18 protein-coding genes, 1 tRNA gene, 1 other RNA gene and 1 riboswitch are annotated in these 24821 nt (G+C 73.2%); of the genes, 17 read left to right on the plus strand and 3 right to left on the minus strand.

The window, feature by feature from the left end:
• Window positions 1-63: 63 nt before the first annotated feature.
• From ACIOJE_RS16320 to ACIOJE_RS16345, 6 genes are all read left to right on the plus strand, one after another.
• Window positions 64-1209: a S41 family peptidase gene (locus ACIOJE_RS16320; RefSeq protein WP_400776802.1), complete on the plus strand. Its 1146-nt coding sequence runs from the start codon at window positions 64-66 to the stop codon at window positions 1207-1209.
• Window positions 1210-1252: 43 nt separating this feature from the next.
• A complete protein-coding gene (gene smpB, locus ACIOJE_RS16325) occupies window positions 1253-1729 on the plus strand; it encodes an SsrA-binding protein SmpB (protein WP_280680130.1) in 477 nt (158 codons plus the stop codon).
• 85 nt (window positions 1730-1814) lie between these two features.
• Window positions 1815-2196, plus strand: a transfer-messenger RNA (tmRNA) gene (ssrA, locus tag ACIOJE_RS16330).
• Window positions 2197-2397: 201 nt separating this feature from the next.
• A complete protein-coding gene (locus ACIOJE_RS16335; RefSeq protein WP_280680128.1) occupies window positions 2398-4701 on the plus strand; it encodes a UvrD-helicase domain-containing protein in 2304 nt (767 codons plus the stop codon).
• 323 nt (window positions 4702-5024) lie between these two features.
• Complete coding sequence (locus ACIOJE_RS16340; RefSeq protein WP_280680126.1) at window positions 5025-6497, plus strand: NAD-dependent malic enzyme; 1473 nt, start codon at window positions 5025-5027, stop codon at window positions 6495-6497.
• 509 nt (window positions 6498-7006) lie between these two features.
• Complete coding sequence (locus tag ACIOJE_RS16345; protein ID WP_280680124.1) at window positions 7007-7285, plus strand: HU family DNA-binding protein; 279 nt, start codon at window positions 7007-7009, stop codon at window positions 7283-7285.
• A 74-nt stretch (window positions 7286-7359) separates the two neighbouring features.
• Here the strand turns inward: ACIOJE_RS16345 and murA are convergent, their stop codons facing one another.
• Window positions 7360-8700 carry a UDP-N-acetylglucosamine 1-carboxyvinyltransferase gene (murA, locus tag ACIOJE_RS16350; protein ID WP_280680122.1) on the minus strand — a complete coding sequence of 447 codons (1341 nt, stop codon included), beginning with the start codon at window positions 8698-8700 and terminating at the stop codon, window positions 7360-7362.
• Between the two features lie 292 nt (window positions 8701-8992).
• Between murA and ACIOJE_RS16355 the strand changes: the two genes are divergently transcribed.
• The 6 genes from ACIOJE_RS16355 (at window position 8993) to ACIOJE_RS16380 (ending at window position 16315) form a co-directional block, all read left to right on the plus strand.
• On the plus strand, window positions 8993-9586 hold the full coding sequence (locus ACIOJE_RS16355; RefSeq protein WP_400776806.1) for a YqgE/AlgH family protein: 594 nt from the start codon (window positions 8993-8995) through the stop codon (window positions 9584-9586).
• Window positions 9587-9647: 61 nt separating this feature from the next.
• Complete coding sequence (locus tag ACIOJE_RS16360; RefSeq protein ID WP_280680118.1) at window positions 9648-9929, plus strand: DUF3039 domain-containing protein; 282 nt, start codon at window positions 9648-9650, stop codon at window positions 9927-9929.
• Between the two features lie 114 nt (window positions 9930-10043).
• On the plus strand, window positions 10044-11654 hold the full coding sequence (locus tag ACIOJE_RS16365; RefSeq protein WP_400776809.1) for a beta-N-acetylhexosaminidase: 1611 nt from the start codon (window positions 10044-10046) through the stop codon (window positions 11652-11654).
• Window positions 11655-11964: 310 nt separating this feature from the next.
• Window positions 11965-12831, plus strand: a complete 867-nt coding sequence (locus ACIOJE_RS16370; RefSeq protein ID WP_280680193.1) for an FAD binding domain-containing protein — start codon at window positions 11965-11967, stop codon at window positions 12829-12831.
• Window positions 12828-13991, plus strand: a complete 1164-nt coding sequence (locus ACIOJE_RS16375; protein ID WP_400776812.1) for a 2Fe-2S iron-sulfur cluster-binding protein — start codon at window positions 12828-12830, stop codon at window positions 13989-13991. The genes ACIOJE_RS16370 and ACIOJE_RS16375 overlap by 4 nt, the downstream gene beginning before the upstream one ends.
• Window positions 13988-16315 (plus strand): xanthine dehydrogenase family protein molybdopterin-binding subunit, encoded by a 2328-nt coding sequence (locus ACIOJE_RS16380; RefSeq protein WP_400776815.1) that lies wholly within the window; start codon window positions 13988-13990, stop codon window positions 16313-16315. The genes ACIOJE_RS16375 and ACIOJE_RS16380 overlap by 4 nt, the downstream gene beginning before the upstream one ends.
• A 98-nt stretch (window positions 16316-16413) precedes the next feature.
• Here the strand turns inward: ACIOJE_RS16380 and ACIOJE_RS16385 are convergent.
• Window positions 16414-16485, minus strand: a tRNA-Cys gene (locus ACIOJE_RS16385).
• Between the two features lie 85 nt (window positions 16486-16570).
• A riboswitch (guanidine-III (ykkC-III) riboswitch) is annotated at window positions 16571-16636 on the plus strand.
• 44 nt (window positions 16637-16680) lie between these two features.
• On the opposite strand from ACIOJE_RS16385, the gene ACIOJE_RS16390 reads away from it, so the two are divergent.
• Window positions 16681-16995, plus strand: a complete 315-nt coding sequence (locus ACIOJE_RS16390; protein WP_280680112.1) for a multidrug efflux SMR transporter — start codon at window positions 16681-16683, stop codon at window positions 16993-16995.
• Between the two features lie 83 nt (window positions 16996-17078).
• Entirely contained in the window at window positions 17079-18515 is a 1437-nt protein-coding gene (locus ACIOJE_RS16395) for an MFS transporter (protein WP_400776818.1), read from the plus strand.
• Window positions 18516-18518: 3 nt separating this feature from the next.
• On the opposite strand, the gene ACIOJE_RS16400 is transcribed toward ACIOJE_RS16395, so the two are convergent.
• Window positions 18519-19853 carry a hypothetical protein gene (locus ACIOJE_RS16400; protein WP_400776820.1) on the minus strand — a complete coding sequence of 445 codons (1335 nt, stop codon included), beginning with the start codon at window positions 19851-19853 and terminating at the stop codon, window positions 18519-18521.
• Between the two features lie 403 nt (window positions 19854-20256).
• On the opposite strand from ACIOJE_RS16400, the gene ACIOJE_RS16405 reads away from it, so the two are divergent.
• From ACIOJE_RS16405 to ACIOJE_RS16415, 3 genes are read left to right on the plus strand one after another with little or no spacing between them, the layout of a single operon-like run.
• Window positions 20257-20901 carry a class F sortase gene (locus tag ACIOJE_RS16405; protein ID WP_280680106.1) on the plus strand — a complete coding sequence of 215 codons (645 nt, stop codon included), beginning with the start codon at window positions 20257-20259 and terminating at the stop codon, window positions 20899-20901.
• A complete protein-coding gene (locus tag ACIOJE_RS16410) occupies window positions 20898-22223 on the plus strand; it encodes an alpha/beta hydrolase (protein WP_400776823.1) in 1326 nt (441 codons plus the stop codon). Before ACIOJE_RS16405 ends, ACIOJE_RS16410 begins: the two co-directional genes overlap by 4 nt.
• Window positions 22220-24769 carry a rhomboid family intramembrane serine protease gene (locus ACIOJE_RS16415; RefSeq protein WP_400776825.1) on the plus strand — a complete coding sequence of 850 codons (2550 nt, stop codon included), beginning with the start codon at window positions 22220-22222 and terminating at the stop codon, window positions 24767-24769. Before ACIOJE_RS16410 ends, ACIOJE_RS16415 begins: the two co-directional genes overlap by 4 nt.
• The last annotated feature ends 52 nt before the right edge of the window (window positions 24770-24821 follow it).

Genomic DNA, 24821 nt, shown 5'->3' on the forward strand with positions numbered 1-24821 from the left:
CCGCCGTTTCCCGTCCGTCGTTCCGGCCCGTCGTGCCCGACGCGGTGTCTACACTCCGATGCCATGCTGCAAACTCCGCGCAGGGCGCGTCAGGTGGCCACCCTCAGCCTGGTGTTCGGCGCCGTGCTGATGGCCGGGGCCGCCACCGGCGCCTGGGGCGACCCGAGCGGTCCGCCGCGGCGCCCGTCCGTCGACGCCGGCCCGGTCGCCGGGTCCGCCGGGGGCCTCCCGGCGGACCCGGCCGGCACCGCGCTGTCCGAGCAGCAGGCCGAGCACCTGCTCGGAGTCAACGGCGACCGCTGGGGCGCGTACTACAGCGCCCAGGAGTACGCCGAGTTCAGCCAGGGCCTGGACGGCCGCTACCTGGGCGTCGGCCTCTCGGTCGGCCGCGGCGAGGACGGCGTCACCACGGTCTCCCAGGTCGCGCCCGCCGGGCCCGCCGCCGCGTCCGGGATCGCGGCCGGCGACCGGCTGCTGCGGATCGACGAGGACCCGGCCGACCGTCTGCCGGTCACCGAGGTGGTGGCCCGGCTGCGCGGGCGGGACGGCGAGCGCACGGCGGGCTCCGAGGTCACCCTCGCCGTGCGGCGCGGCGACGGCGAGGTCCGCGAACTGCGGCTGCGGCGCGTCCTGCTGGACAGCCAGCAGGTCACCGCCGTGCACCTGGAGAAGGGCGCGCTGCGGATCACCGTGCGGGCCTTCACCAGCGGCGTGACCGACCAGGTGCGCGCCGCGCTGCGCGCCCCGCACACCGGCGTGGTGCTCGATCTGCGCGGCAACTCGGGCGGGTTGGTCGAGGAGGCCGCCGGCACCGCCGGGATCTTCCTGGACGGCGGCCCGGTCGGCTCCTACCAGGAGCGCGGCGAGACCCGGGAGTTGACCGCCCCGCCCGGAGGCGACCAGCGGACCCCGCTGGTGGTGCTGGTCGACGGCGGCACGATGAGCGCCGCCGAACTGCTCACCGGCGCGCTCCAGGACCGCAGCCGCGCCGTGGTGGTGGGCTCGCGGACCTTCGGCAAGGGCACCGTCCAGCAGCCCAGCCGGCTCGCCGACGGCGCCGTGCTGGAGCTGACCGTCGGCCGCTACTACACCCCGGCCGGCCGCTCCCCGGAGGGCGCCGGCCTGGCCCCGGACGTCCCGGCGACCGGCGGCGAGGACGCCGACGCGCTGGCCCTGCGGGTGCTGGCCGGGCTCGGCACCCGGGCCTAAAGGGGCTGCCCCGCGCGGGCCGAAGTGCGAGAATGGCCGCGCTATGGCAAAGGAAACCGGACAGAAGCTGATCGCGCAGAACAAGAAGGCGCGACACGAGTACATGATCCTCGACACCTACGAGTGCGGCCTGGTGCTCACCGGCACGGAGGTGAAGTCGCTGCGCGAGGGGCGGGCCAACCTGGTCGACGGCTACGCCTACATCCAGGGCCACGAGGCCTGGATCGACAACGTGTTCATCCCCGAGTACACCCAGGGGACGTGGACCAACCACGCGGCCCGGCGCAAGCGCAAGCTGCTGCTGCACAAGATGGAGATCCGCAAGATCGAGACCAAGGTCCGCGACGCGGGCCACACGCTCATCCCGCTCTCGCTGTACTTCAAGGACGGCCGGGTGAAGCTCGAACTCGCGCTCGCCGTCGGCAAGAAGCTGTACGACAAGCGGCAGACGCTGCGCGAGAAGCAGGACACCCGCGAGACGGCCCGCGCGGTGGCGGCCGCCCGGCGGCGCCAGCGTTAATCCGCTGGACCCTCACCCGTCGCCTCGCGTACTATGGCGCCAGCAACACGGACGGTCGCCGTCCGGCTGTTTCTCAACAAAACATGGGGATGATCGGTTTCGACAGGGGATGTTGAAACAGGGGAAGCGAGCCGAGGAACGCGGCAATGATCTCGTTAACCACGTGTCGCAAAAAAATAATCGCCAACTCTAAGCGCGATTCCCAGCAGTTCGCTCTCGCTGCCTAATAAGCACCGATAGCGCTTGGGTGTCAGACCGGGGAGTTCCCGACCCGGACCCTGGCATAATCTAGGGAACTCAACCGTCCGCCCGGGCTGCGAGGGTGGATGGGAAATCAAACAGCAGCTGGGCCTGTTGGCGGCTTGTCCGTGTGACCGCCAGGGCCGAGAAAAGCACAGCGGACTGCGCTCGGAGAAGCCCTGAATTAACTCCACTGGACCCGGGTTCGATTCCCGGCATCTCCACCACCCCATGTTCACAGTGAAGGCCGTCCACCGCTCAGCGGAGGGCGGCCTTCGTGCTGCCGCCGCACCGGGGCCGTGTCCGTTTCGATGCGGCTCCGATGCGTCTCCGACGCCGTCCCGATGCGGCGCGCGGCACCGGCCGGGGCGTAGGATCATCCGTCCGCTCGTTTTCCGGAGCCGGATTCCGTCGCTACCACCGAGGCCATGCAGAGCAACACGGACACCACCGCCGCCACCGACCACGAGACCGTACGCGAACGCGAGATCGCCGGTGAGCAGCAGCACCTCGACACCGTCTACCACCGGCTGGAGGAGAAGCTCGCCGAGGCCGAGTACATCCTGGAGGACGCCGCCAAGCGGGTCCACGTCGGCACCCCCGGCGCACTCGCCGAGCGGGACGCCCAGGTCTACCGGGCCGGTGCGCACCTCCAGCGCCTGAACAACGAGTTCGAGGACTTCCTGTTCGGCCGGATCGACCTCCAGCGGGCGGATGCCCCGGAGGAGCACGGCATTCCCTCCGACACCCCGCTCGACCCGGCCGACCCGGCCGTCGCCGAGACCCTGCACATCGGTCGCCTCGGCGTGCTGGACGCCGAGTACGGCCCGCTGGTGATCGACTGGCGGGCGCCCGCCGCCGCGCCGTTCTACCGCGCCACCCCGGTCGAGCCGGGCCGGGTGATCCGCCGCCGGGTGATCCGCTCCAAGGGGCGCCGGGTGATCGGCGTCGAGGACGACCTGCTGCGCCCCGATCTGACCCCGACCCTGAACGGCCGGGAGCTGGCCGTGGTCGGCGACGGTGCGCTGATGGCCTCGCTCGGCCGCGCCCGCAGTCACTCGATGCGCGACATCGTCTCCTCCATCCAGAAGGAGCAGGACGAGGTGATCCGCGCGGCCGCCGCCGGCGCCACGCTCGTCACCGGCGGCCCGGGCACCGGCAAGACCGCCGTGGCCCTGCACCGCGCCGCGTACCTGCTGTACCAGGACCGCCGCCGCTACGCCGGGGGCATCCTGGTGGTCTCGCCGACCCCGCTGCTGGTCTCCTACACCGAGGGCGTGCTGCCCTCGCTCGGCGAGGAGGGCCAGGTCGCCATCCGCGCGGTCGGCTCGCTGGTGGACGGCATCGAGGCGGGCACCTACGACAGCCCGGAGGCGTCGCGGGTCAAGGGCTCGGCCCGGATGGTGCAGCTGCTGCGCCGGGCCGCCCGGGCCGCGCTGGAGCTGGGCGCGCCGCAGGAGCTGAAGGTGGTCGCCCGCGGCGAGGTGCTCAAGCTGGACGCGGCCCGCCTCAAGGCCGTCCGCGGCAACGTGATCGGCTCCGGCGGCACCCCGCTGAACCTGCTGCGCCCGCGGGCCCGCAGGTTGCTGCTGGACGCCCTGTGGCAGGAGGCCACCCGGCACCTGCCGAAGCCCGCCGACCACTACGCCCGCGAGCAGCGCCAGGAGGAGAAGGAGTCCTTCGACGAGTACGTCTCGGACGAGGCGCCCTTCCTGGACTTCCTGGACGCCTGGTGGCCCGCCCTCACCCCGCGCCGGGTGCTCGCCACGCTCAAGCAGCACCGGCACACCAACCGGATCGCCCGCCGCGTCGTCGCCCCGGACGAGGCGAGGCTGCTGGCCGCCTCCTGGCGCCACCTGTCCCACCGGGGCGAGGGTGCGCTGTCCGCGCACGACGTCGCGCTGGTGGACGAGCTCCAGGTGCTGCTCGGCGAGGCGGCCCGGCCGAAGGTGCGCGAGGTGGACGCGGTGGACCTGCTGAGCGGGCTGGAGGAGGTCACCACCTTCGCCGACCGCAGCTCCCGCCAGCGCGAGCGGGTGCCGGTGGAGCGCACCGAGTACGCGCACGTGATCGTGGACGAGGCGCAGGACCTCACCCCGATGCAGTGGCGGATGATCGGCCGCCGGGCCCGGATGGCGACCTGGACGATCGTCGGCGACCCGGCGCAGTCCTCCTGGCCGTTCCCGCAGGAGGCCCAGGCCGCGCTGGACGAGGTGCTGTCGGGCAAGCCGCGCCGCCGCTTCACGCTGACCGTCAACTACCGCAACCCGGCCGAGATCGCCGAGGTCGCGGCCAAGGTGCTGGCGCTGGCCGCGCCGGGCACCCCGTCGCCGAGCGCGGTGCGCAGGGTCGGCGTCGAGCCGCGCTTCGCGGCCGTCACCGATCCCGCGCCGGAGGCCTTCGGCGCGGCGGCCCGGGCCGAGCTGGAGCGGCTGCTGACCGAGGTGGACGGCACGGTGGCGATCGTGGTGCCGATGGACCGCCGGGCCGAGGCGGCCGGCTGGACCGAGGGCCTGGGCGAGCGGGTGGTGGCGCTGGGCAGCCTGGAGGCCAAGGGCCTGGAGTACGACGCGACCGTGGTGGCCGATCCGACCGGCATCGCCGGCGAGTCGGAGGCCGGCCTGCGGGTGCTGTACGTGGCGCTGACCCGGGCGACCCAGCGGCTGACCGTGCTGTCCGGCCCGGACGACCTGCCGGACGCGGCGGGCGTGCCCGCGCTGCTGCACGGCTGACGGCCGGTCCGCGACGCGAAGAAGGCCCCTCACCGCTTGGTGAGGGGCCTTCAGACGTTAGTGACACCGACCCGCCATGCTCGCCTCGCGGCAAGTGGTCCCTCGAAGGGACGAAGGTTGGGCCCGGGGGCTTGGATCGAGCCGGTGTCCCGTCCAATGTAACGCATCGGCCCGGAGAGGCAAGAAGTTGTCGGATCCGCACACTCAATGAACGTTATTTCTGGCTACCCCTTGGAAGGTGCGACGATCGAGGTCTAGCATGCGCAGGCGATGCCTTCAACAAAACGTTGAACCTGCCGCACGGACGGAAGAAGGAAGCGTCGATGGCGACGGTGCCCAGTGTCTCCAACTCGATCACGGTGCGGCTGGAGGTCCCGGCCCGGGGCAACGCCGTCAGTGCGATCACCACGGCCGTGGAGTCCTCCGGCGGTTCGGTGACCGGTCTCGACGTCACCGCCTCCGGCCTGGAGGCGCTGCGGATCGACGTCACGGTCGCGGCCTCCTCGGTCGCGCACGGTGAGGAGATCGTCGAGAAGCTGCGGGCGATCGACGGCGTGTCGATCGGCAAGGTCTCGGACCGCACCTTCCTGATGCACCTCGGCGGCAAGATCGAGATGTCGTCCAAGCTGCCGATCCGCAACCGTGACGACCTCAGCATGATCTACACCCCGGGCGTCGCCCGGGTCTGCATGGCGATCGCCGAGAACCCCGAGGACGCCCGCCGCCTCACGATCAAGCGCAACAGCGTCGCCGTGGTCACCGACGGCTCGGCGGTGCTGGGCCTGGGCAACATCGGCCCGGCCGCCGCGCTGCCGGTCATGGAGGGCAAGGCGGCCCTGTTCAAGCGCTTCGCCGGGATCGACGCCTGGCCGATCTGCCTGGACACCCAGGACAGCGACGAGATCGTGGCCATCGTCAAGGCGATCGCCCCCGGTTTCGCGGGCATCAACCTGGAGGACATCTCCGCGCCGCGCTGCTTCGAGATCGAGGCCCGGCTGCGCGAGGCCCTGGACATCCCGGTCTTCCACGACGACCAGCACGGCACCGCGATCGTGGTGCTGGCCGCCCTCACCAACGCGCTCAAGGTGGTCGGCAAGGAGATCGGCGACATCCGGGTGGTGATGTCGGGTGCCGGCGCCGCCGGTACCGCGATCCTCAAGCTGCTGCTGGCGGCCGGCGTCGAGCACGCCACCGTGGCGGACGTGCGCGGCGTGGTCCACCAGGGCCGGGAGGACCTCAACGAGAGCCTGCGCTGGATCGCCGAGCACACCAACCGCTCGGGCCGCACCGGCAGCCTCAAGGAGGCCGTGGCGGGCGCCGACGTCTTCATCGGCGTCTCGGCCCCGAACGTCCTGGACGGCGACGACCTGGCCACCATGGCCGAGGACTCGATCGTCTTCGCGCTGGCCAACCCGGACCCGGAGGTCGACCCGGCCATCGCCCGGCAGACCGCCGCCGTGGTCGCCACCGGCCGCAGCGACTTCCCCAACCAGATCAACAACGTGCTGGTCTTCCCGGGTGTCTTCCGCGGCCTGCTGGACGCCCAGAGCCGCACCGTCAACACCGAGATGATGATCGCCGCCGCCCGGGCGCTGGCCACCACCGTCGGCGACGACGAGCTGAACGCCAACTACATCATCCCGAGCGTCTTCCACAAGGACGTCGCCAAGACGGTGGCCTCGGCGGTGCGCGAGGCGGCGCTGGCCGGCGTCCAGGAGAACACGGAGCCGGCCCGTCCGACCCCGGGCATCGTCGGCACGCTCGACGCGTCCTCCTTCCCCACCGTCAAGCTCTGACCGGACCGGTCGCCGGCATGTCGCCGGTCGGTCAAATGTCCGAATAGCGGACATGCCCGCCCAAGTCCGCCCCGAACCCTTGCGACACAAGGGCGAGGGGCGTGTTTGGGCTTGTCGTGCCTAGGGCGTACGGTAGCCCTGCACGGGGCAGGCGTGTCCGACAAGTACGGAACGTCCCCCTGGTCTTCCGGCGCGTCCTCCCGACCGCCGCCCGCGCCCGGTCCGCCGGAGCCGACGGAGCGTCACACCTCCAACGGGCGGGCTTTGTTCGGGTGTCGCGGCCGGGGCCCGATTGGCTTTCTCGGGGCCGGTCGGGGCAGGATTCGTATCCAGGCAGGCGGACGGGCCTTCGACGGCACCGGCGCGCGGCATCGGGTACGGACCCGGCCTGCGACCACGCAATGCCTGCATGAGCACAGTGTGCGGACCTGCGGCCCATCCGGGTGCCCCCCGGTGGGAGTACCGATGGGCCCCCGCACACCGCAAGCGAACAGACCACAGGAGTACACATGAACCGCAGTGAGCTGGTGGCCGCGCTGTCCGAGCGCGCCGAGGTGACCCGCAAGGACGCCGACGCCGTTCTGGCCGCGTTCGCCGAGATCGTCGGCGAGGTCGTCGCCAAGGGCGACGAGAAGGTCACCATCCCCGGTTTCCTGACCTTCGAGCGCACCCACCGTGCCGCCCGCACCGCCCGCAACCCGCAGACCGGTGAGCCGATCCAGATCGCGGCCGGCTACAGCGCCAAGGTGAGCGCCGGCTCCAAGCTCAAGGAAGCCGCCAAGGGCTGAACCGCCCCTTGAACGCCCGAGCGGCCGGGCTCCCCACTGGGGAGCCCGGCCGCTCGGTTTTCCGGCCCCGGTGATCAGGCGTCGACCAGCTGCTCGGTCGGCAGCTCGACGTGGGCGCCCAGGTCGCGCAGCTTCTCCATGAAGTTCTCGTAGCCGCGGTTGATCAGGTCGATGCCGTGCACGGTCGAGGTGCCCTCGGCCGCCAGCGCCGCGATCAGGTACGAGAAGCCGCCGCGCAGGTCCGGGATGACCAGCTCGGCGCCCATCAGCTTGGACGGGCCGGAGACGACCGCCGAGTGCAGGAAGTTGCGCGCGCCGAAGCGGCACGGGGTGGCGCCCAGGCACTCGCGGTACAGCTGGATGTGTGCACCCATCTGGTTGAGTGCGCCGGTGAAGCCGAGCCGCGACTCGTACACCGTCTCGTGGACGATGGACAGCCCGGTGGCCTGGGTCAGCGCGACCACCAGCGGCTGCTGCCAGTCCGTCTGGAAGCCCGGGTGCACGTCGGTCTCCAGGGCGATCGCCTTGAGCTCGCCGCCCGGGTGCCAGAAGCGGATGCCCTCGTCCTCCACCTCGAAGGCGCCGCCGACCTTCCGGAAGGTGTTCAGGAAGGTCATCATCTCCAGCTGGCGGGCGCCGCGGACGTAGATGTCGCCCTTGGTGGCGAGCGCCGCGCAGGCCCAGGAGGCGGCCTCCAGGCGGTCCGGCAGCGCGCGGTGGGTGTAGCCGCCCAGCTCGTCGACGCCGGTGATCAGGATGGTCCGGTCGGTGCCCAGCGTGATGATCGCGCCCATCTTCTGCAGCACGCAGATCAGGTCGACGATCTCCGGCTCGATGGCCGCGTTGCGCAGCTCGGTGACGCCCTCGGCGAGGACGGCGGTGAGCAGCACCTGCTCGGTCGCACCGACCGAGGGGTAGGGCAGCTCGATCCTGGTGCCGCGCAGACGCTGCTGGGCGACCAGGTAGGTGCCCTGCGGGTGCTTCTCGATGGTGGCGCCGAACTGGCGCAGCACCTCGAAGTGGAAGTCGACCGGGCGGCCGCCGATGTCGCAGCCGCCCAGGCCCGGGATGAAGGCGTGGCCGAGGCGGTGCAGCAGGGGGCCGCAGAACAGGATCGGGATCCGCGAGGAGCCGGCGTGCGCGTCGATGTCAGCGACGTTCGCACTCTCCACGTGGGACGGGTCGAGGATCAGCTCGCCGTCCTCGTCGCCCGTGCGCACGGTGACCCCGTGCAGCTGGAGCAGGCCGCGGACCACCTTGACGTCGCGGATGTCCGGGACGTTGCGCAGTCTGCTGGGGCCCTGGCCGAGGAGGGCGGCGACCATGGCCTTGGGCACCAGGTTCTTCGCACCGCGGACGCGGATCTCGCCTTCGAGCGGGTTTCCGCCGTGGACCAGCAGGACGTCGTCGGTCATCGTTCTCGCAATCCGGGGTGCCAGAGGAGTGGGAAGGGGCTCCGGTAGAGAGCCGGTGGTGGACCGGTTGGTACGGGCGCGTTCGGGCCCCCGGCGAAACCGAGTCGGCACCGTAGAAAGGGCGTCCACCATCCGTAGATGGTAGTGGGCGTGCCGATGGTTCCCGTGAGCCTCTCCCGTGATGGTGCTCTCTCCGGGTCCGGTCCCGCCCGCCGGAGGGGCCGTACGGGTGTTCGTCGGGCGTGGAAGTTTCGAGCGTTGCGGTGTCCGACCCCGGCCGTTCTGCGGGATCATGTGTGGCATGACGGCGGCCCATTCGCACGCAGGACGGTCCCACACCGGCCGTCTGCTCGTCGCGACGCCCCTGCTCACCGATCCGAACTTCGCCCGGGCGGTGGTGCTGCTCCTCGACCACGACGTCGAGGGGGCGCTCGGCGTGGTCCTCAACCGGCCGACGCCGGTCGAGGTGGGCAGCGTGCTGGACGGCTGGGGCCGGCTGGTCGGGCAGCCCGCCGTGGTTTTCCAGGGCGGGCCGGTGGCGCTGGACTCGGCGCTCGGCCTCGCCGTGGCGCCGGGGGAGCCGGGCACCGGCGAGCCGCTCGGCTGGCGGCGGGTGCACGGCGCGATCGGCCTGGTGGACCTGGAGGCGCCACCCGAGGTGCTGGCCGGCGAGCTGGGCGGGCTGCGGATCTTCGCCGGGTACGCCGGCTGGTCGCCCGGCCAGCTGGAGACGGAGCTGGAGAGCGGCGCCTGGTACCTGGTGGACTGCGAGCCAGGGGACATCTCCAGCCCGGAGCCGGAGCGGCTGTGGCGCTCGGTGCTGCGCCGCCAGCGCGGCCCGCTCGCGCTGCTGGCGACCTACCCGGACGACCCGACGCTGAACTGACGCACGGCCCGTCGGCGCGACACTGGCCGGGTTTCGCGGGGCGCCCATAGACTTGGCACCTATGAGCACTCTTGAGCCCGAGCGCGGCCTCGGCACCGGCACCCTGGTCGAGCCCGTCCCGCAGGTGTCCCACGGGGACGGCGACCACGAGCGCTTCGCGCACTACGTCCAGAAGGACAAGATCATGGAGAGCGCGCTCTCCGGATCGCCCGTGGTGGCGCTCTGCGGCAAGGTGTGGGTGCCCGGGCGCGACCCGAAGAAGTACCCGGTCTGCCCGATGTGCAAGGAGATCTACGACGGCATCGGCAAGCCGCAGGGCGGGGACGACAACGGCAACAAGTAGCACCGGCCGCTCCGCGCAGGTGCACGGCGTCGTCGTGCACAGCGCCGTTTTGCATAATGCCGCGTTTCCGAAGTGGTCTATGCCAGTCGTCCAGGGCGGGGGCAGGATGTCGGAATGGACCTCATTCCCGTGCCTTCGAGTGCCGTCCGCCGCCCGGACGAGGACTTCCCCCTCGACGCCACCACCACGCTGACCGCGCCGCCCGGGCTGGCCGACGCCGAGCGGTGGCTGCGCACCGCGCTGTCCGCGGCCACCGGGCTGCCGTTCGGCCCGGGCCGGCCGGGTGCGGGCGTCGAGCTGGTCCAGGACGACGCGCTGGCCGCCGAGGCGTACCGGATCGCGGTGCGCCCCGGCCACGCCCTGATCGCCGCCGGCGGGCCGGCCGGTGCGCTGTGGGGCGCGCAGACCCTGCGGCAGCTGCTCGGCCCGGACGCCTACCGCCGCTCCCCGCTGCGCCGCACCGGCTGGGTGCTGCCCGGCGCGGACATCGCGGACGCCCCCCGGTTCGGCTGGCGCGGCGCGCTGCTCGACGTCGCCCGGCACTTCCTGCCCAAGTCGGACGTGCTGCGCTTCGTCGACCTGCTGGCCGCGCACAAGCTCAACGTGCTGCACCTGCACCTGACCGACGACCAGGGCTGGCGGGTGGAGATCAAGCGCTACCCGGGCCTGACCGGGCGCGGCGCCTGGCGGGACCGCTCGATGGTCGGCTACCGGGCCGGCCAGCGCCGCGACGACCGCCCGCACGGCGGCTACTACACCCAGGACGACCTGCGCGAGATCGTCGCCTACGCGGCCGCGCGCGGGGTCACCGTCGTCCCGGAGATCGACCTGCCCGGGCACACTCAGGCCGCCGTCGCCGCCTACCCCGAGCTGGGCAACACCGACGTGGTGGACACCGCCGCGCTCGGCGTCTGGACGGACTGGGGGGTGAGCCACAACGTGCTCAACGCCTCCGAGGACACCCTGCGGTTCTTCGAGGGGGTGCTGGAGGAGGTCCTGGAGCTCTTCCCGTCCGAGTTCATCCACCTCGGCGGCGACGAGTGCCCCAAGGAGCAGTGGAAGGACAGCGCGGCCGCCCAGGCGCGGATCCGCGAGCTCGGCCTGGCCAACGAGGACGAACTGCAGAGCTTCGTGATCCGGCACTTCGACCGCTGGCTGGCCGAGCACGGCCGCCGGCTGATCGGCTGGGACGAGATCCTGGAGGGCGGGCTGGCCCCGGGCGCGGCCGTCTCCTCCTGGCGCGGGTTCGGCGGCGGGATGGCCGCCGCCGAGGCCGGGCACGACGTGGTGATGTGCCCCGAGCAGCACGTCTACTTCGACCACCGGCAGGCCGACGGCCCCGACGAGCCGATCCCGGTCGGCTTCGTGCGCACGCTGGAGGACGTCTACCGCTTCGAGCCGGTGCCCGGGCAGCTGGACGAGACCGCCGCCCGGCACGTGATCGGCACCCAGGCCAACCTGTGGAGCGAGTTCATGGACAGCGCCCGCGACATCGACTACCGGGCCTTCCCCCGGTTGGTGGCCTTCGCCGAGGTCGCCTGGTCCGATCTGCCCACCGAGCCGGCCGAGCGCGACTACGCGGGCTTCGAGCGCCGGCTGGAGACGCACCTGAAGGTGCTGGACGCGCTCGGTGTCGAGTACCGCCCGGCCGACGGTCCGCACCCCTGGCAGCGCCGGCCCGGCGTGGCCGGCCGGCCGATCGAGGGCCCGCCGCCGGTGCGCTGAGTGCGGCGGTTGTCACGTCCCGGGAACTTCTGAGTGGTCATCCGACGTCAAGAACAGATGAACATCTGCCCTGGCCCGATTCGGGTCGGGGCAGATACCGCCCGGTATCCGTCCCAATCGGGCAGTCCCGTTCACCGACCCCGAAATGATCATCGAGCATTGTGTGCCAGAGTTGCCCAACCCGGCCCGATCGCCCGTACCCTACGGGCCAGGCCGGGCTGCTGACGCGGACACCACGGCCGAAGGCCGCGGGCGGCAGGCGATCGATGAGCAAGTGGAGCACGGTGGGACCCAGGTGAACCGGACGATCATGCTGCCGGCCTCCCTCGACGAGGCCGTCGACGCGCTGGCCGCCACCCCGGCCGCGGTACCGGTGGCCGGAGCCACCGACCTGATGGAGGCCGTCAACGCAGGGCGGCTGCGCCCCGCCGCCCTGGTCGGCCTCGGCCGGATCACCGAACTGCGCGGCTGGCGCTACGAGGACGGCGGCACCGCCGTCCTCGGCGCCGGACTCACCCACGCCCGGATGGACCGCCCCGACTTCGCCGCGCTGATCCCCGCGCTCGCGGACGCCGCCCGCACGGCCGGCCCGCCGCAGGTCCGCAACGTCGGCACCCTCGGCGGCAACATCGTCACCGCCGCCCCGGCCGGCGACACCCTCCCGGTGCTCACCGCCCTGGAGGCCAGCGTCACCCTCGCCCGGGCCGGCGCCAGCCGGGAGGTGCCGGTCAGTCACCTGCTCACCGGCCTCGACCCGGTGCGCCCCGGCGAACTGCTCACCTGGGTGCGCGTCCCGCTGCTGCACGCCCCGCAGGTCTTCCTCAAGGCCACCGGCCGCAGCGGCCCGGCCCGCGCCACCGCCTCCGTCGCGCTGGTCCTCGACCCCGCCCGGCGCGCCGTGCGCTGCGCGGTCGGCGCCGTCGCCCCGGTGCCGCTGCGCCCGCTGGAGGCCGAGGCCTGGGTGGCCGGCTGCATCGACTGGGACGGCAGCAGGGAGATCGACCCGGCCGCGACCGCCGCCTTCGGCGAGTACGTGGCCGCCGCGTGCGTCCCCGACAGCTACGGCGCCGAAGGCGCCTGGGAGGCCGTGACCGAGGGGCCGAGCGCGGCCGCCGTTCGGCTGCGGCGTACCGTATCGGTGCTGGCCCGACGGGCACTGGGAAGGGCGCTGAAGTGACCACAGACCCCAACGAGACCCTCGACGCCGACCCGCTCGGCCTCACCCCGCAGGTCAGCCGCGAGCTGCGCCCGTGCGCCTCGTACACCTTGCGGGTCAACGGTTTCGAACGGCCCGTCACCGACGCCTGGATCGGCGAGAGCCTGCTCTACGTGCTGCGCGAGCGGCTCGGCCTGGCCGGCGCCAAGGACGGCTGCGAGCAGGGCGAGTGCGGGGCCTGCTCGGTGCAGGTGGACGGCCAGCTGGTGGCCGGCTGCCTGGTGCCCGCCGCCCTGGCCGCCGACAGCGAGATCAACACCGTTGAGGGCCTGTCGGCCGCCGGCGGCGCGAGCGACGTCCAGCAGGCGCTGGCCGAGTCCGGCGCGGTGCAGTGCGGCTACTGCACCCCCGGCATGGCGATGGCCGTGCACGACCTGCTCCAGCGCAACCACCGCCCGACCGAGGTCGAGGCCCGCCAGGCGCTCTGCGGCAACCTCTGCCGCTGCACCGGCTACCGGGGCGTGCTGGCCGCCGTCCAGAGCATCGCGGACGGGCGCGCCTCGGACGTCGAGGAGGCGGAGGAGACCGCCGAGCAGGCCGAGCAGGCCGCGGCCGCCGACCAGCCCGCCGCCGACCGCCCCGCCGAGGAGCCGGCCGCCGAACCCGCGGCCGCCGTCGAACCGCCGGTCTACACCGACGCCGACGCCTGGATCGAGCACGTTCCGCAGCCGCCCGCCGAGCAGACCCCGGCGGGCGCCGGGGAGCCGTACGGCGACGGGCCGGGCGGCTACGACAGCGGCGTGTACGACACCGCCGTCCTGACGCCGGTCCAGGGCATGCCCGCCCAGACCGCCGACGACCAGGTGTACTACCCGCCGCAGGGCTACCCCGAGCAGCCGTACCAGGGCACCCCCGCCCACGGCACCTACGTGCCCGGCGGCTACCCGCAGCAGAGCGGCTACGACACCGGGTACGACGACGCCCCGGTCTACCAGCCCACCCCCGCGCACGGCACGCCCCTGCCGGGCACCGCCTTCGACGGCACGCCCCCGCACGGCACGCCGTACGTCGCCACGCCCCCGCACGGCGCCCCGGCCGAGGGCACCGCCCCGCCCGGCGTCCCGTACGGCGCCACCCCCGCCCACGGCATCCGGCTCACCGAGGACGACCACGCATCATGACGTCGCCTACCGACATCGGCGCAGCACTCCAGCAGGACGGCGGCGAGGGCGGCGCACCGGAGCCGTTCGGCCTGGGCAGCTCACCGCTGCGCAGCGACGCGCTGCCCAAGGCGCTCGGCATCTACCCGTACGCGGCCGACCTGTGGGCCGAAGGGCTGCTCTGGGGCGCGGTGCTGCGCTCGCCGCACCCGCACGCCCGGATCCGGGGCATCGACACCTCGGCCGCGCTCGCGCTGCCCGGAGTGCACGCCGTGGTCACCGCCGCGGACCTGCCGCCCGGCCCGGACGGCGGCCCGGACGGCGCCCCGGCCGGGCCGATCGTCGCCGACCGGCCGGTGCTGGCCGCGGGCGTGGTGCGCCACCACGGCGAGCCGATCGCCGCGGTGGCCGCCGACCACCCCGACACCGCCCGGCTGGCGGTCGGCCTGATCGCGGTCGACTACGAGCCGCTGGAGGCCGTCACCGACCCCGAGCAGGCCTTCACCGCCCCGGCGCTGCACCCGGACGGCAACCTGTTCCGCCACCTGCCGCTGCGCACCGGGGACCCGGACGCGGTCGGCGAGATCGTCGTCGAGGGCCTCTACCAGGTCGGCCGGCAGGACCCGGCCCCGCTCGGCGCCGAGGCCGGGCTGGCCGTGCCGCGCCCGGACGGCGGCGTCGAACTGCACCTGTCCTCCACCGATCCGCACGGGGACCGCGACCGCACCGCCGCCTGCCTCGGCCTGGAGCCCGACCGGGTCCGGCTGGTGGTCACCGGCGTGCCCGGCGCGACCACCGACCGCGAGGACATCTCCTTCCAGGTCACCCTGGCGCTGCTGGCGCTGCGCACCGGTCGCCCGGTGAAGATGACCCTCACCCGCGAGGAGTCCTTCCAGACCCACACCTCGCGCCACCCCGCGCTCCTGCGCTACCGCCACCACGCCGACGCCGAGGGCACCCTGGTGAAGGTCGAGGCGCAGATCCTGCTGGACGGCGGCGCGTACGCGGACGTCTCCGCCGAGGCGCTGGCCGCCGCCGCCGCCTTCTCGGTCGGCCCGTACGTCTGCCCGAACGTCTTCGTGGACGCCTGGGCGGTGCGCACCAACAACCCGCCGGCCGGGCGGATGCGCGGCGAGGGCGCACTGCAGGCCTGTTTCGCCTACGAGTCGCAGCTGGACCAGCTGGCCGCCCGGCTCGGCGTGGACCCGGTGGAGATCCGCCGCCGCAACGCGATGGCCACCGGCGACCCGATGCCCACCGGGCAGGCCGTCACCTGCCCGGCGCCGGTGGGCGCGCTGCTGGAGGCCGTCGCGGCCGAGCCGCTGCCGGCCCTGCCGGTGGACGACCCGGACGCCGAGTGGCTGCTGCCGGGCGGGCCCGGCGGCGCCGGCGACCCGGCGGCGGTGCGGCGCGGGATCGGCTACGCCGTCGGCATGGTGCACATGCTCGGCGCCGAGGGCGAGGACGAGGTCTCCACGGCCACCGTGCGGGTCAGTGGCGACCACGCCACGGTGATCTGCGCGGCCGTCGACTCCGGGCAGGGCTTCGCCACGCTGGCCCGGCAGATCGTGCAGACCGTGCTGGGCGTCAGCGAGGTGTACATCGCGCCGGCCGACAGCGACCAGTCGATCGCCGGGCCCTCCGCCCGTGGACGGCACACCTGGGTCTCCGGCGGCGCCGTCGAGCGCGCCGCGCTGATGGTGCGCCACCAGCTGCTGCAGCCGATCGCCGCCAACTTCGGGATGTCGGTGGAACTGCTGCAGATCGCCGACGGCAAGATCACCTCGTACGACGGGGTGCTCGGCATGCCGGTCGCCGAGGCGCTGGAGGGCAAGGAGCTCTGGGCGACCGCGCAGTGCCGCCCGCACCCCACCGAGCCGCTGGACGAGTCCGGGCAGGGCGACGCCTTCGTGTCCATCGCGTTCTGCGCGATGCGCGCGGTGGTGGACGTGGACATCGAGCTGGGCGCCGTCCGGGTGGTCGAGATGACGGTCGCCCAGGACGTCGGCCGGGCGCTGAACCCGCGACAGATCGAGGACCGGATCGAGGCGGGCGTGGCCCAGGGTGTCGGCCTGGCCCTGCTGGAGGACCTGCGCACCGAGGGCGGCGTGCTGCAGAACCCCTCGCTCACCGGCTACCGGCTGCCCACCGCCCTGGACACCCCGGAGGTGCGGATCGCCGCCCTGCTGGAGGAGCGGGACGTGGTCGCCACCTTCGGCGCCAAGGCGGTCAGCGCCGTCCCCGCGGTGGTCGCCCCGGCGGCCGTCGCCGCCGCCGTCCGGGCCGCCACCGGACTGCCGGTCGGCCGGCTGCCGATCCGGCCGGAGGACGCGGTCGCGGTCTGACGGACCGGGGCGGGCGGCTTTGCGCCGACCGCCCCGGAAACGCCTGAAAAGGAATTGCCGGTCGACGGAATGTCGACCGGCAATTCCTTTTTCCAGCGAGGCCATGACGGGAATCGAACCCGTGTACACCGCTTTGCAGACGGTTCCCTAAGCCACTCGGGCACACGGCCAGTGAATTCATAGTGGCGGAATACGTGGGGGGCCGTCAACGGCGGAATGTAAATTCTGTATGGCAACCTGTGTTACCGTCGGAGCCAGGTGGCCGGTGTCCGGCCACCCCGGACGAGCGCGTCGTACCCGGTGACGACAAGACGGCGCAGTTCAGCGGCAATCCGGCCGCTGTGGACTGCGGAGGTACGGCCGTCATGGCTTGGCTCGTTCTGATCGTCTCGGGTGTCCTGGAGACCGTGTGGGCGGTGGCCCTGGAGTCGTCCAAGGGCTTTTCCCGGCTCGTCCCCAGCCTCGTCTTCGGCGTCGCCCTGCTGTTGAGCATGGGCGGGCTGGCGTACGCGATGCGCACCATTCCGATCGGCACCGGGTACGCGGTGTGGGTCGGCATCGGTGCGGTCGGCACCGCGCTCTACGGCATGGCCGTCCTGGGGGACGCGGTGACGGCGGCCCGGATCGGCTGCCTGCTGCTCATCGTCTCCGGCGTGGTCGGCCTGAAGGTGCTGCACTGACCTCGGGCCTAGGCCCTGAGACCTAGCTGGTCACCAACTCCGGTCAGGGGTCACGGACGAAGACGGCCCTTACGATGTCACCCATGACCACTGCCTCTCCCACCTCGGTCGACTCCGCGCCGATACCCCTCGATGACGACCCCGGCGGCGGGGTGCTCAGCGGCCGCTACCGGGCGCTGACGCTGGGGATCGTCTCGGTGGTCCTGCTGCTCGCCTTCGAGGCGACGGCCGTCAACACCGCGATGCCGGTGGCGGCCCGCCAGCTGGACGGCATCGGGCTGTACGCCTTCGCTTTCTCCGGCTACTTCACCACCACGCTGTTCGCCCTGGTCGTCTCCGGCCAGTGGTGCGACCGGCGCGGCCCGCTCCAGCCGCTGTTCACCGGCATCGCGGTGTTCGGCATGGGCCTGGTGGTGGCCGGGACGGCGCCGGGGATGTGGATGTTCGTGGCCGGGCGGGCGATCCAGGGCCTGGGCGGCGGACTGGTGATCGTCGCCCTGTACGTGGTGGTCGGCCGGGCCTACCCGGAGCGGCTGCGCCCGGCGGTGTTCGCGGCCTTCTCCTCGGCCTGGGTGCTGCCCTCGATCGTCGGCCCGGTGGTCTCCGGGGCGATCACCCAGCACCTGGGCTGGCGCTGGGTGTTCCTGGCCGTCCCGGTGCTGATCCTGCTGCCGCTGGCGGTGATGGGCCCGGCGCTGGCCCGCTCCGAGCGGGACCACCCGGTGCTCAAGGGCGCGGACTTCGACCGCCGGCGCACCGTGCTGGCCGCGATGGCGGCGCTCGGGGCCGGCCTGCTGCAGTACGCGGGCCAGCGGCTGGACCTGATCGGGCTGCTCCCGGCGGCGGCCGGGGCGGCGCTGCTGCTGCCCGCCGTGCTGGGGCTGCTGCCCACCGGGACGCTGCGGGCCGGGCGCGGGCTGCCCACGGTGATCCTGCTGCGCGGGGTGGCCGCGGGGGCGTTCTTCGCGGCCGAGTCGTTCATCCCGCTGATGATGGTCACCCAGCGCGGCCTGTCGCCGACGCTGGCCGGGCTCACCCTGACCAGCGGCGGCCTGTCCTGGGCGCTGGGCTCGTGGTTGCAGGGGCGGCCCGGGGCCGAGCGCTACCGCGAGGCGATGATCCGGGGCGGGTTCGTGCTGACCGCGGTGGCGATCGCGGGCGCCGCGCTGGTGCTGGTCCCGGCGGTGCCGGCCTGGGCGGCGGCGGTGGCCTGGGGTGTCGGCGGGATCGGGATGGGGCTGACGGTCGCGAGCGTCAGCGTCCTGATGATGAAGCTGTCCACGCCGGAGGACGCCGGGGCCAACTCGGCCTCGCTGCAGATGAGCGACGCGCTGGGCAACGTGCTGCTGGTCGGCCTGTCCGGGGTGCTGTTCGCGGCGCTGGGCGGCGGCTCGGTGGCCGCCGCCCACGAGGGCGTCGAGGGTGCCGGCTCGACCGGCGCCTTCGCGGTGATCTTCCTGACCATGACCGGGGTGGCCCTGCTGGGCGCGCTGGTCTCCGGCCGGGTCCGCAAGGCCTGACGGTCAGCCGACGGCGGAGGCGGTGGCGCCGGCGGAGGCGGTGGCGCCGGCGGAGGGCACCGGCGGCGCCGCCGGGGTGCCGAGGAAGCTCCCCCAGCCGCCTGCCGGCGACTGGCCCGGGGCGAGGCTCTGCAGCTTGCGCAGCACCGCCGGGTCCTGGGCGTCCAGCCAGTCCACCAGCTGGCGGAACGAGACCAGCCGGACCTCGGGCTTGCCCGCGATGCTCTTCAGCACCTCCTCGACGGCGTTCATGTAGATGCCGCCGTTCCACTCCTCGAAGTGGTTGCCGATGATGTACGGCGCGCGGTTGCTGTTGTACGTGCGGTCGAAGCCCATCAGGTAGGAGTCGCGGGCCTGGGTCTGGAAGCCCGGGTGGAGCGCCGGGTCGGCCTTGGTGTTGGGGCCGCACTGGTTGTACATGATGTTGTAGTCCATCGACAGCACCTGGAAGGTGTGCCCGGGGAAGGGGATGGACTGCAGCGGGAGGTCCCAGAGCGCGCCGCCCTGGATCTTCTGCGGCCACACCTGGGTGCCGTTGCCGCTGCTGTCGTAGCGCCAGCCGCGCTTGACGGCGGTGGGCAGCAGGTTGCGCTGGCCCTCCAGGCAGGGGGTGCGGCTGCCGATCAGCTCCTTGCGGTAGTCGAAGGGCAGCGCGGGCAGGTCGGTGAAGCCGGTGTTGGTCCGCCAGTTGGTCACGAAGTCCATCGCCTGCTGGATCTCGCTGTCCCACTCCTCCGGGGACCACTTGCCGACGCCGGTGGAGCCGCAGAAGTGGCCGTTGAAGTGGGTGCCGATCTCGTGGCCCTCCAGCCAGGCCGCGTGCACGTTCTCCAGGGTGTCGTGGATGTGCTGGTCGCTCAGGTAACCGATCTCGGAGGCGCCGACCTTGTGCTGCGGGGGGCGGTAGAGGTCCTTCTTGGACTCGGGCAGCAGGTAGAGGCCGCTGAGGAAGAAGGTCATCGACGCGTTGTGCTCCCGCGCCAGCCGGCGGAAGCGGGCGAACAGGCCGTTGTCGAGCTCGCCGGCGCCGTCCCAGGAGAAGACCACGAACTGCGGCGGGCGCTCGCCGGCCTTGAGGCGTTCGGGGACGGGCTGGTGGGGCTGGGCGCCGGTGTCGGAGGTGGAGCCGTCGCCGATCAGGGCGGCCTGCGGCTTGGGGGCGGGTGCGGGGATGCCGCCCCGGGTGGTGGCCGCGTCGCTGGTGGGGACGGCGGCGGGGAACCCGGCGCCGGTCGCCCGCTCTCCGCCGCCGACGCTGTTGCTGCCGCAGCCGGCCGCCAGGGTGGCGGCGGTGGCCGCTCCGGCGGCCAGCAGGGTTCGGCGGGAGAGAGCGTCCATGGTCACTCCGTTCATGAGGCGTTCAGCATGCGTACAGGCGTGCGAAAGTCCGGTCGGACGAGTGGGGTGATAGAACCCATGACCGGGTCAGCATGGCATGTGGGCTCGATCGGTCGGAGAGGCTCCACGGACGGTCGTAATCGATCGCCTGATTGACGCAACCGGATCGACCCCGTCCGCCGTCGAAGCTCATGCCGAGGTGTCCGGGCGGCGTCGACGCCTGGGGGCCGGCCGTCGCGTTCCGTCACGGGGCACCCACTCGGCGCAGTGATCGGACCGGTGGCCCTGCCGATCGGCGGGTGTCGGTACGACCGTCGTATGGACGTGCTTTAAGGTCCGATCGGATTGAATTGTTCCCAGGGAACTCCCAGGATCGGGAATCCGTCGGCAGAGGGGAGCGCCCGTGGGCGTCCAGCAGAGCAGGGGCCCGTGGCCGGGCACCCTGGCGGCCGGTGCCGCGCTGGTGCTCGGCGCCTGGCTGCTGCACGACGGCGGACCGGGCGCGCCGCCGCCCGTCCCCGGCGTCGCGCAGGCCCTGTCCGGCTTCGCCCCGGTCTCCGTCGTTCCGCCGCTCGGCCCGTCCGACCCCATCCGGATCCGCATCCCGGTCGTCCGGCTGGACGCCCCGGTGACTACGCTCGGCCTCGACTCCCGCGGCCACCTCCAGGCCCCGCCCGAGGCGGACCGCAACCTGGCGGGCTGGTACCGCGGCGGGGCCAGCCCCGGGCAGCGCGGCACCGCCATCCTGGCCGGACACGTCGACAACAAGGCAGGCCCGGCCGTCTTCTACCATCTGGGAGCACTGCGCCGCGGCGACCGGATCGAGATCGTCCGCGCGGACGGCGCCGTCGCCGTCTACCAGCTGTACGCCATCGAAGTGCACGACCGAAAGGACTTCCCGGACGACCGGGTGTACCGCCAGGCCGCCGACGCACAGCTGCGGGTCATCACCTGCGGCGGCGCGTACAGCGACGAGCACGGCTACGAGGGCAACGTCGTCGCCTACGGCTTCCTGGCCGACACCACCCGGCCGGGTAAACCCGCATGACCACGCTGACCCTCGCCACCCGCTGGAACCCGATCGACTGGCCGCTCACCCACGGCCCGATTCCGTACGCCGTGTACGTCGTCGGCTGGGTCGCGCTGCTCGCGCTCGCCGTCGGCCGGAGCCGGAACTGGTGGCGCTTCCGGCTGCCCGCCGCCCTGTTCACCGCGGCGGCCCTGAGCCTGCTGCTCGACGTCGTGGTCGACGGCTGGTGGCATCCCTTCCCCGAGGGCACGCCCGAGTACGTCACCTGGTGGATCGCCGTCGCCCTGCTCGGCTTCTGCCTGGCCGGCTGGCGAATACGCCGACTGGCCTGGCGGCGCAAGGCGCTCGCGCTCGGCCTGAGCTCGCTGGTGCTGCTGATGGCCGCCTCCGAGATCAACATCGGCTTCGGGCAGTTCCCGAGCGGCCGGGTGATGCTCGCGCCGTGGCTGACCAAGACCGACGACCTGGTCGCACCCAAGGTCGCGCGGACGGCCGCCGCCCCGGCGGACAAGGTGCTCTCCGAGGTCTGGAAGCCCCCGGCGGACCTGCCGGACAAGGGCACCGTCTCGGTGGTGCCGATCCCCGGGACCAAGTCCGGCTTCCAGGCCCGCGACGCGTACGTCTACCTGCCGCCCGCCTACCAGGCCAACCCGCGCCCGCTGCTGCCGGTGGTCATGCTGATCAGCGGCCAGCCCGGCATCCCGGGGGACTGGGTGCTCTCCGGGCAGGTGAACGAGGCGATGGACGACTTCGCGAAGGAGCACGGCGGCCTCGCGCCGATCGTGGTGATGCCGGATCAGCTGGGCTCGACCTGGGCCAACACGCTCTGCCTGGACTCCAAGATCGCCAACGTGCACACCTACCTGGCCGAGGACGTCCCCGACTGGATCCACCAGAACCTGCAGACCGCCCAGGGCCGGAAGTCCTGGGCCGTGGGCGGCGCCTCGATGGGCGGCACCTGCGCGCTCCAGCTCGGCGTCAACGCCCCCGACGTCTTCGGCACCGTGCTCGACATGTCCGGGCAGCTGGAGCCCACCCTGGGCACCCGGGCCGACACCGTCAACGCGGCCTACGACGGGGACGAGGCGAAGTTCGACGCCGTCGACCCGGTCCAGGTGATGGCCCGCAAGCGGTTCCCGGACACCGCCGTCGCCATGGTGGTCGGCAAGAACGACACCGAGTTCCGGCCGCAGATGGAGGAGGTCTACAAGTCCGTGAAGGCGGCCGGGATGAAGGCCAAGTTCGAGCTGATGCCGGGTGACCACGGCTGGGTCGTGTTCCGCCCCGGCATCGTCCAGCAGATCCCCTGGCTCGCCCAGCAGACCGGGCTGATCAGGTGATCGGCGTCGGCACCGCGCCCGCCGTCGTCGGCGAGCGCCAACAGGAGGCGGACCGGCCGGACCGCGGCCCGGTCACCCGGACGCCGGAGCCGGGCCCGCAGCGGGCCCGCCGGGCGGCCCGGGCACTCGGCGGGTGGCTCCGCTCGGCGCCGCTGACGCTGGTGCTGCTGGCCGGGCTCTGGGCGCTCGGCGCGGCCACCGGCAGCCTGGCCCACGGGCCGTCGGAGCGGCTGCTCGACCGGGTCGGGGTCGGCCTGCCCACCCTCGCCGAGGGCCGTTGGTGGACGCCGTTCACCTCGCTGTTCTGGTGCTCCGGCGCGGGCTCGTACGTGTTCACCAGCCTGCTGCTGCTCCTGGTCGGCCCGGCCGCCGAGCACCGGCTCGGGCGGGTGCGCACGCTCGCGGTGCTGGTCGGCGGGCAGCTGGCGGGCACCCTGCTCGGCGCCGGGCTGATCGCGGTCGGCTCCCGGGTCGGCGAGCAGTGGACCGCCTCGGTGGCCGACCAGACCGCCGTCGGCCCCGCCATCGGCCTGTTCACCCTGGCCGGGGTGCTCGGCTACCGGCTGACCGTGCTCTGGCGCCGCCGGCTGCACCTGCTGGTGCTGCTCGTCCCGCTGGTCATGACCCTCTACGTGGGCCACCTGCAGAGCGTCCAGCGGTGCGCCGCCGCGCTCGTCGGGCTGGGCGTCGGCGCACTGCTCGGCCGGGGCCGGCTGCGGCTGCGCACCCACCGCTCCTCGCACTCCGAGACCCGGGTGCTGGTGGCGGTCTGCCTGGTCGCCGCCGCCCTCGGGCCGCTGATCGCCTCGCTGTACGACAACGCCAGCGGGCCGTTCAACACCTTCTCCGAGCTGTACTTCTCGCACCGGCTCAGCCCGGACGAGGTGGCCGACCTCTGCGCGGTCTCGGCGCACGACTGCGCCCGCGCGCACGCCGTGGAGCGGATCTTCGACACCCCGGGCCGCCTGATGGCCGCCGTCTTCCCGGCGCTGCTGCTGGTCCTGGCCGAGGGGCTGCGCCGGGGGCTGCGGCTCGCCTGGCGGGTCACCATCGCCACCGAGCTGCTCTGGGCGGGGCTGCTGTGCTGGCTGTACCTCGGCTCCGGCCCGGTCGGCGGCGACGCGGTCCAGTACTTCGTCGAGGCGCTGCTGCTGCCGCTGCTGACCATCGGCCTGCTGCTGGCCAACCGCCAGCGGTTCCGGCTGCGGCTGTCCGGCCGGTCGGTGCGCCGGCTGGCGGCGCTGACCGGCGGCGCCGCGCTGGCCGCCTCCGCCGCGTACACCGGGCTCGGCGTCCTCGCGGCCGACCAGTTCGAGCCCGGGGCGACCTTCCGCAGGCTGCTGCACGGGCTGCCGGCGCAGTTCCTGCCGCCCGCGTACAACGACCTGACGCCGGACTACCCGATCGCGGTCGGCCCGGTGGCGCTCTTCCTGGAGACGTACTGCGGGCTGGCGTTCTGGGTGGTCGCGCTGAGCGCGCTGCTGCTCGCCTTCCGCCGGCCGGTGGTGCACACCGACGCGGCGGCGGCCGCCCGGGCCAGGGCGCTGCTCACCGCGCACGGCGGCGGGACGCTGTCGTTCATCACCACCTGGGACGGCAACCACTACTGGTTCGACGAGGAGGGCCGGGCGGCGGTCGCCTACCGGGTGCTGGGCACCGTGGCGCTGACCACCGGCGACCCGTTCGGCGCGCCGGAGGCCCGGGCCGGGGCGGTGGCCGGCTTCGCCCGGTACTGCGACGCGCGGGGCTGGACGCCGTGCTTCTACAGCGTCTCCCCGCAGACCAGGGCCGCCGCCGGGCAGCTCGGCTGGCGCTCGGTGCAGGTCGCCGAGGACACCGTGGTCGCGCTGCCCGAGCTGGCCTTCACCGGCCGCAAGTGGCAGGACATCCGGACGGCGCTCAACAAGGCCGGCAAGCAGGGCATCACCGCCGAGTGGTGGGCCTACCACGAGGCGCCGCTCGCGCTGCGGGACCAGATCCGGGCGATCTCCGAGGAGTGGGTCTCCGAGAAGGGCCTGCCCGAGATGGGCTTCACGCTCGGCGGGCTGGAGGAACTGGACGACCCGGACGTCCGGGTGCTGATCGCGGTGGACGAGCAGCGCGTCGTGCACGGGCTGACCAGCTGGATGCCGGTGTACGAGGACGGCGTGCCGGTCGGCTGGACGCTGGACTTCATGCGCCGGCGCTCGGACGGCTTCCGCGGCGTCAACGAGTTCCTGATCGCCTCGGCCGCGCTGGGCTTCAAGGAGGAGGGCGCGCGCTTCCTGTCGCTCTCCGGCGCGCCGCTGGCCCGTTCCGGGCAGGACGAGGGGCCCACCGGCCTGCAGCGGATGCTGGACTGGATGGGCCGGGTGCTGGAGCCGGTGTACGGCTTCCGCTCGCTGCTCGCGTTCAAGGCGAAGTTCCAGCCGGAGTACCGGCCGATGTACATGGCGTACCCCGACCCCGCCGCGCTGCCCAGCATCACCAGGGCGATCGGCAAGGCGTACCTGCCGCACCTGACGCCGGCGCAGGGCGTCCGGCTGATGCGCAGGCTGTCGGGCTGAGGGCGGCGGCGCCGGACGGGCACCCGGGCCCCGGACCCGGGGGGGCGGCCGG

It is taken from the genome of Kitasatospora sp. NPDC087861, from assembly GCF_044742585.1.
GTDB lineage: Bacteria > Actinomycetota > Actinomycetes > Streptomycetales > Streptomycetaceae > Kitasatospora.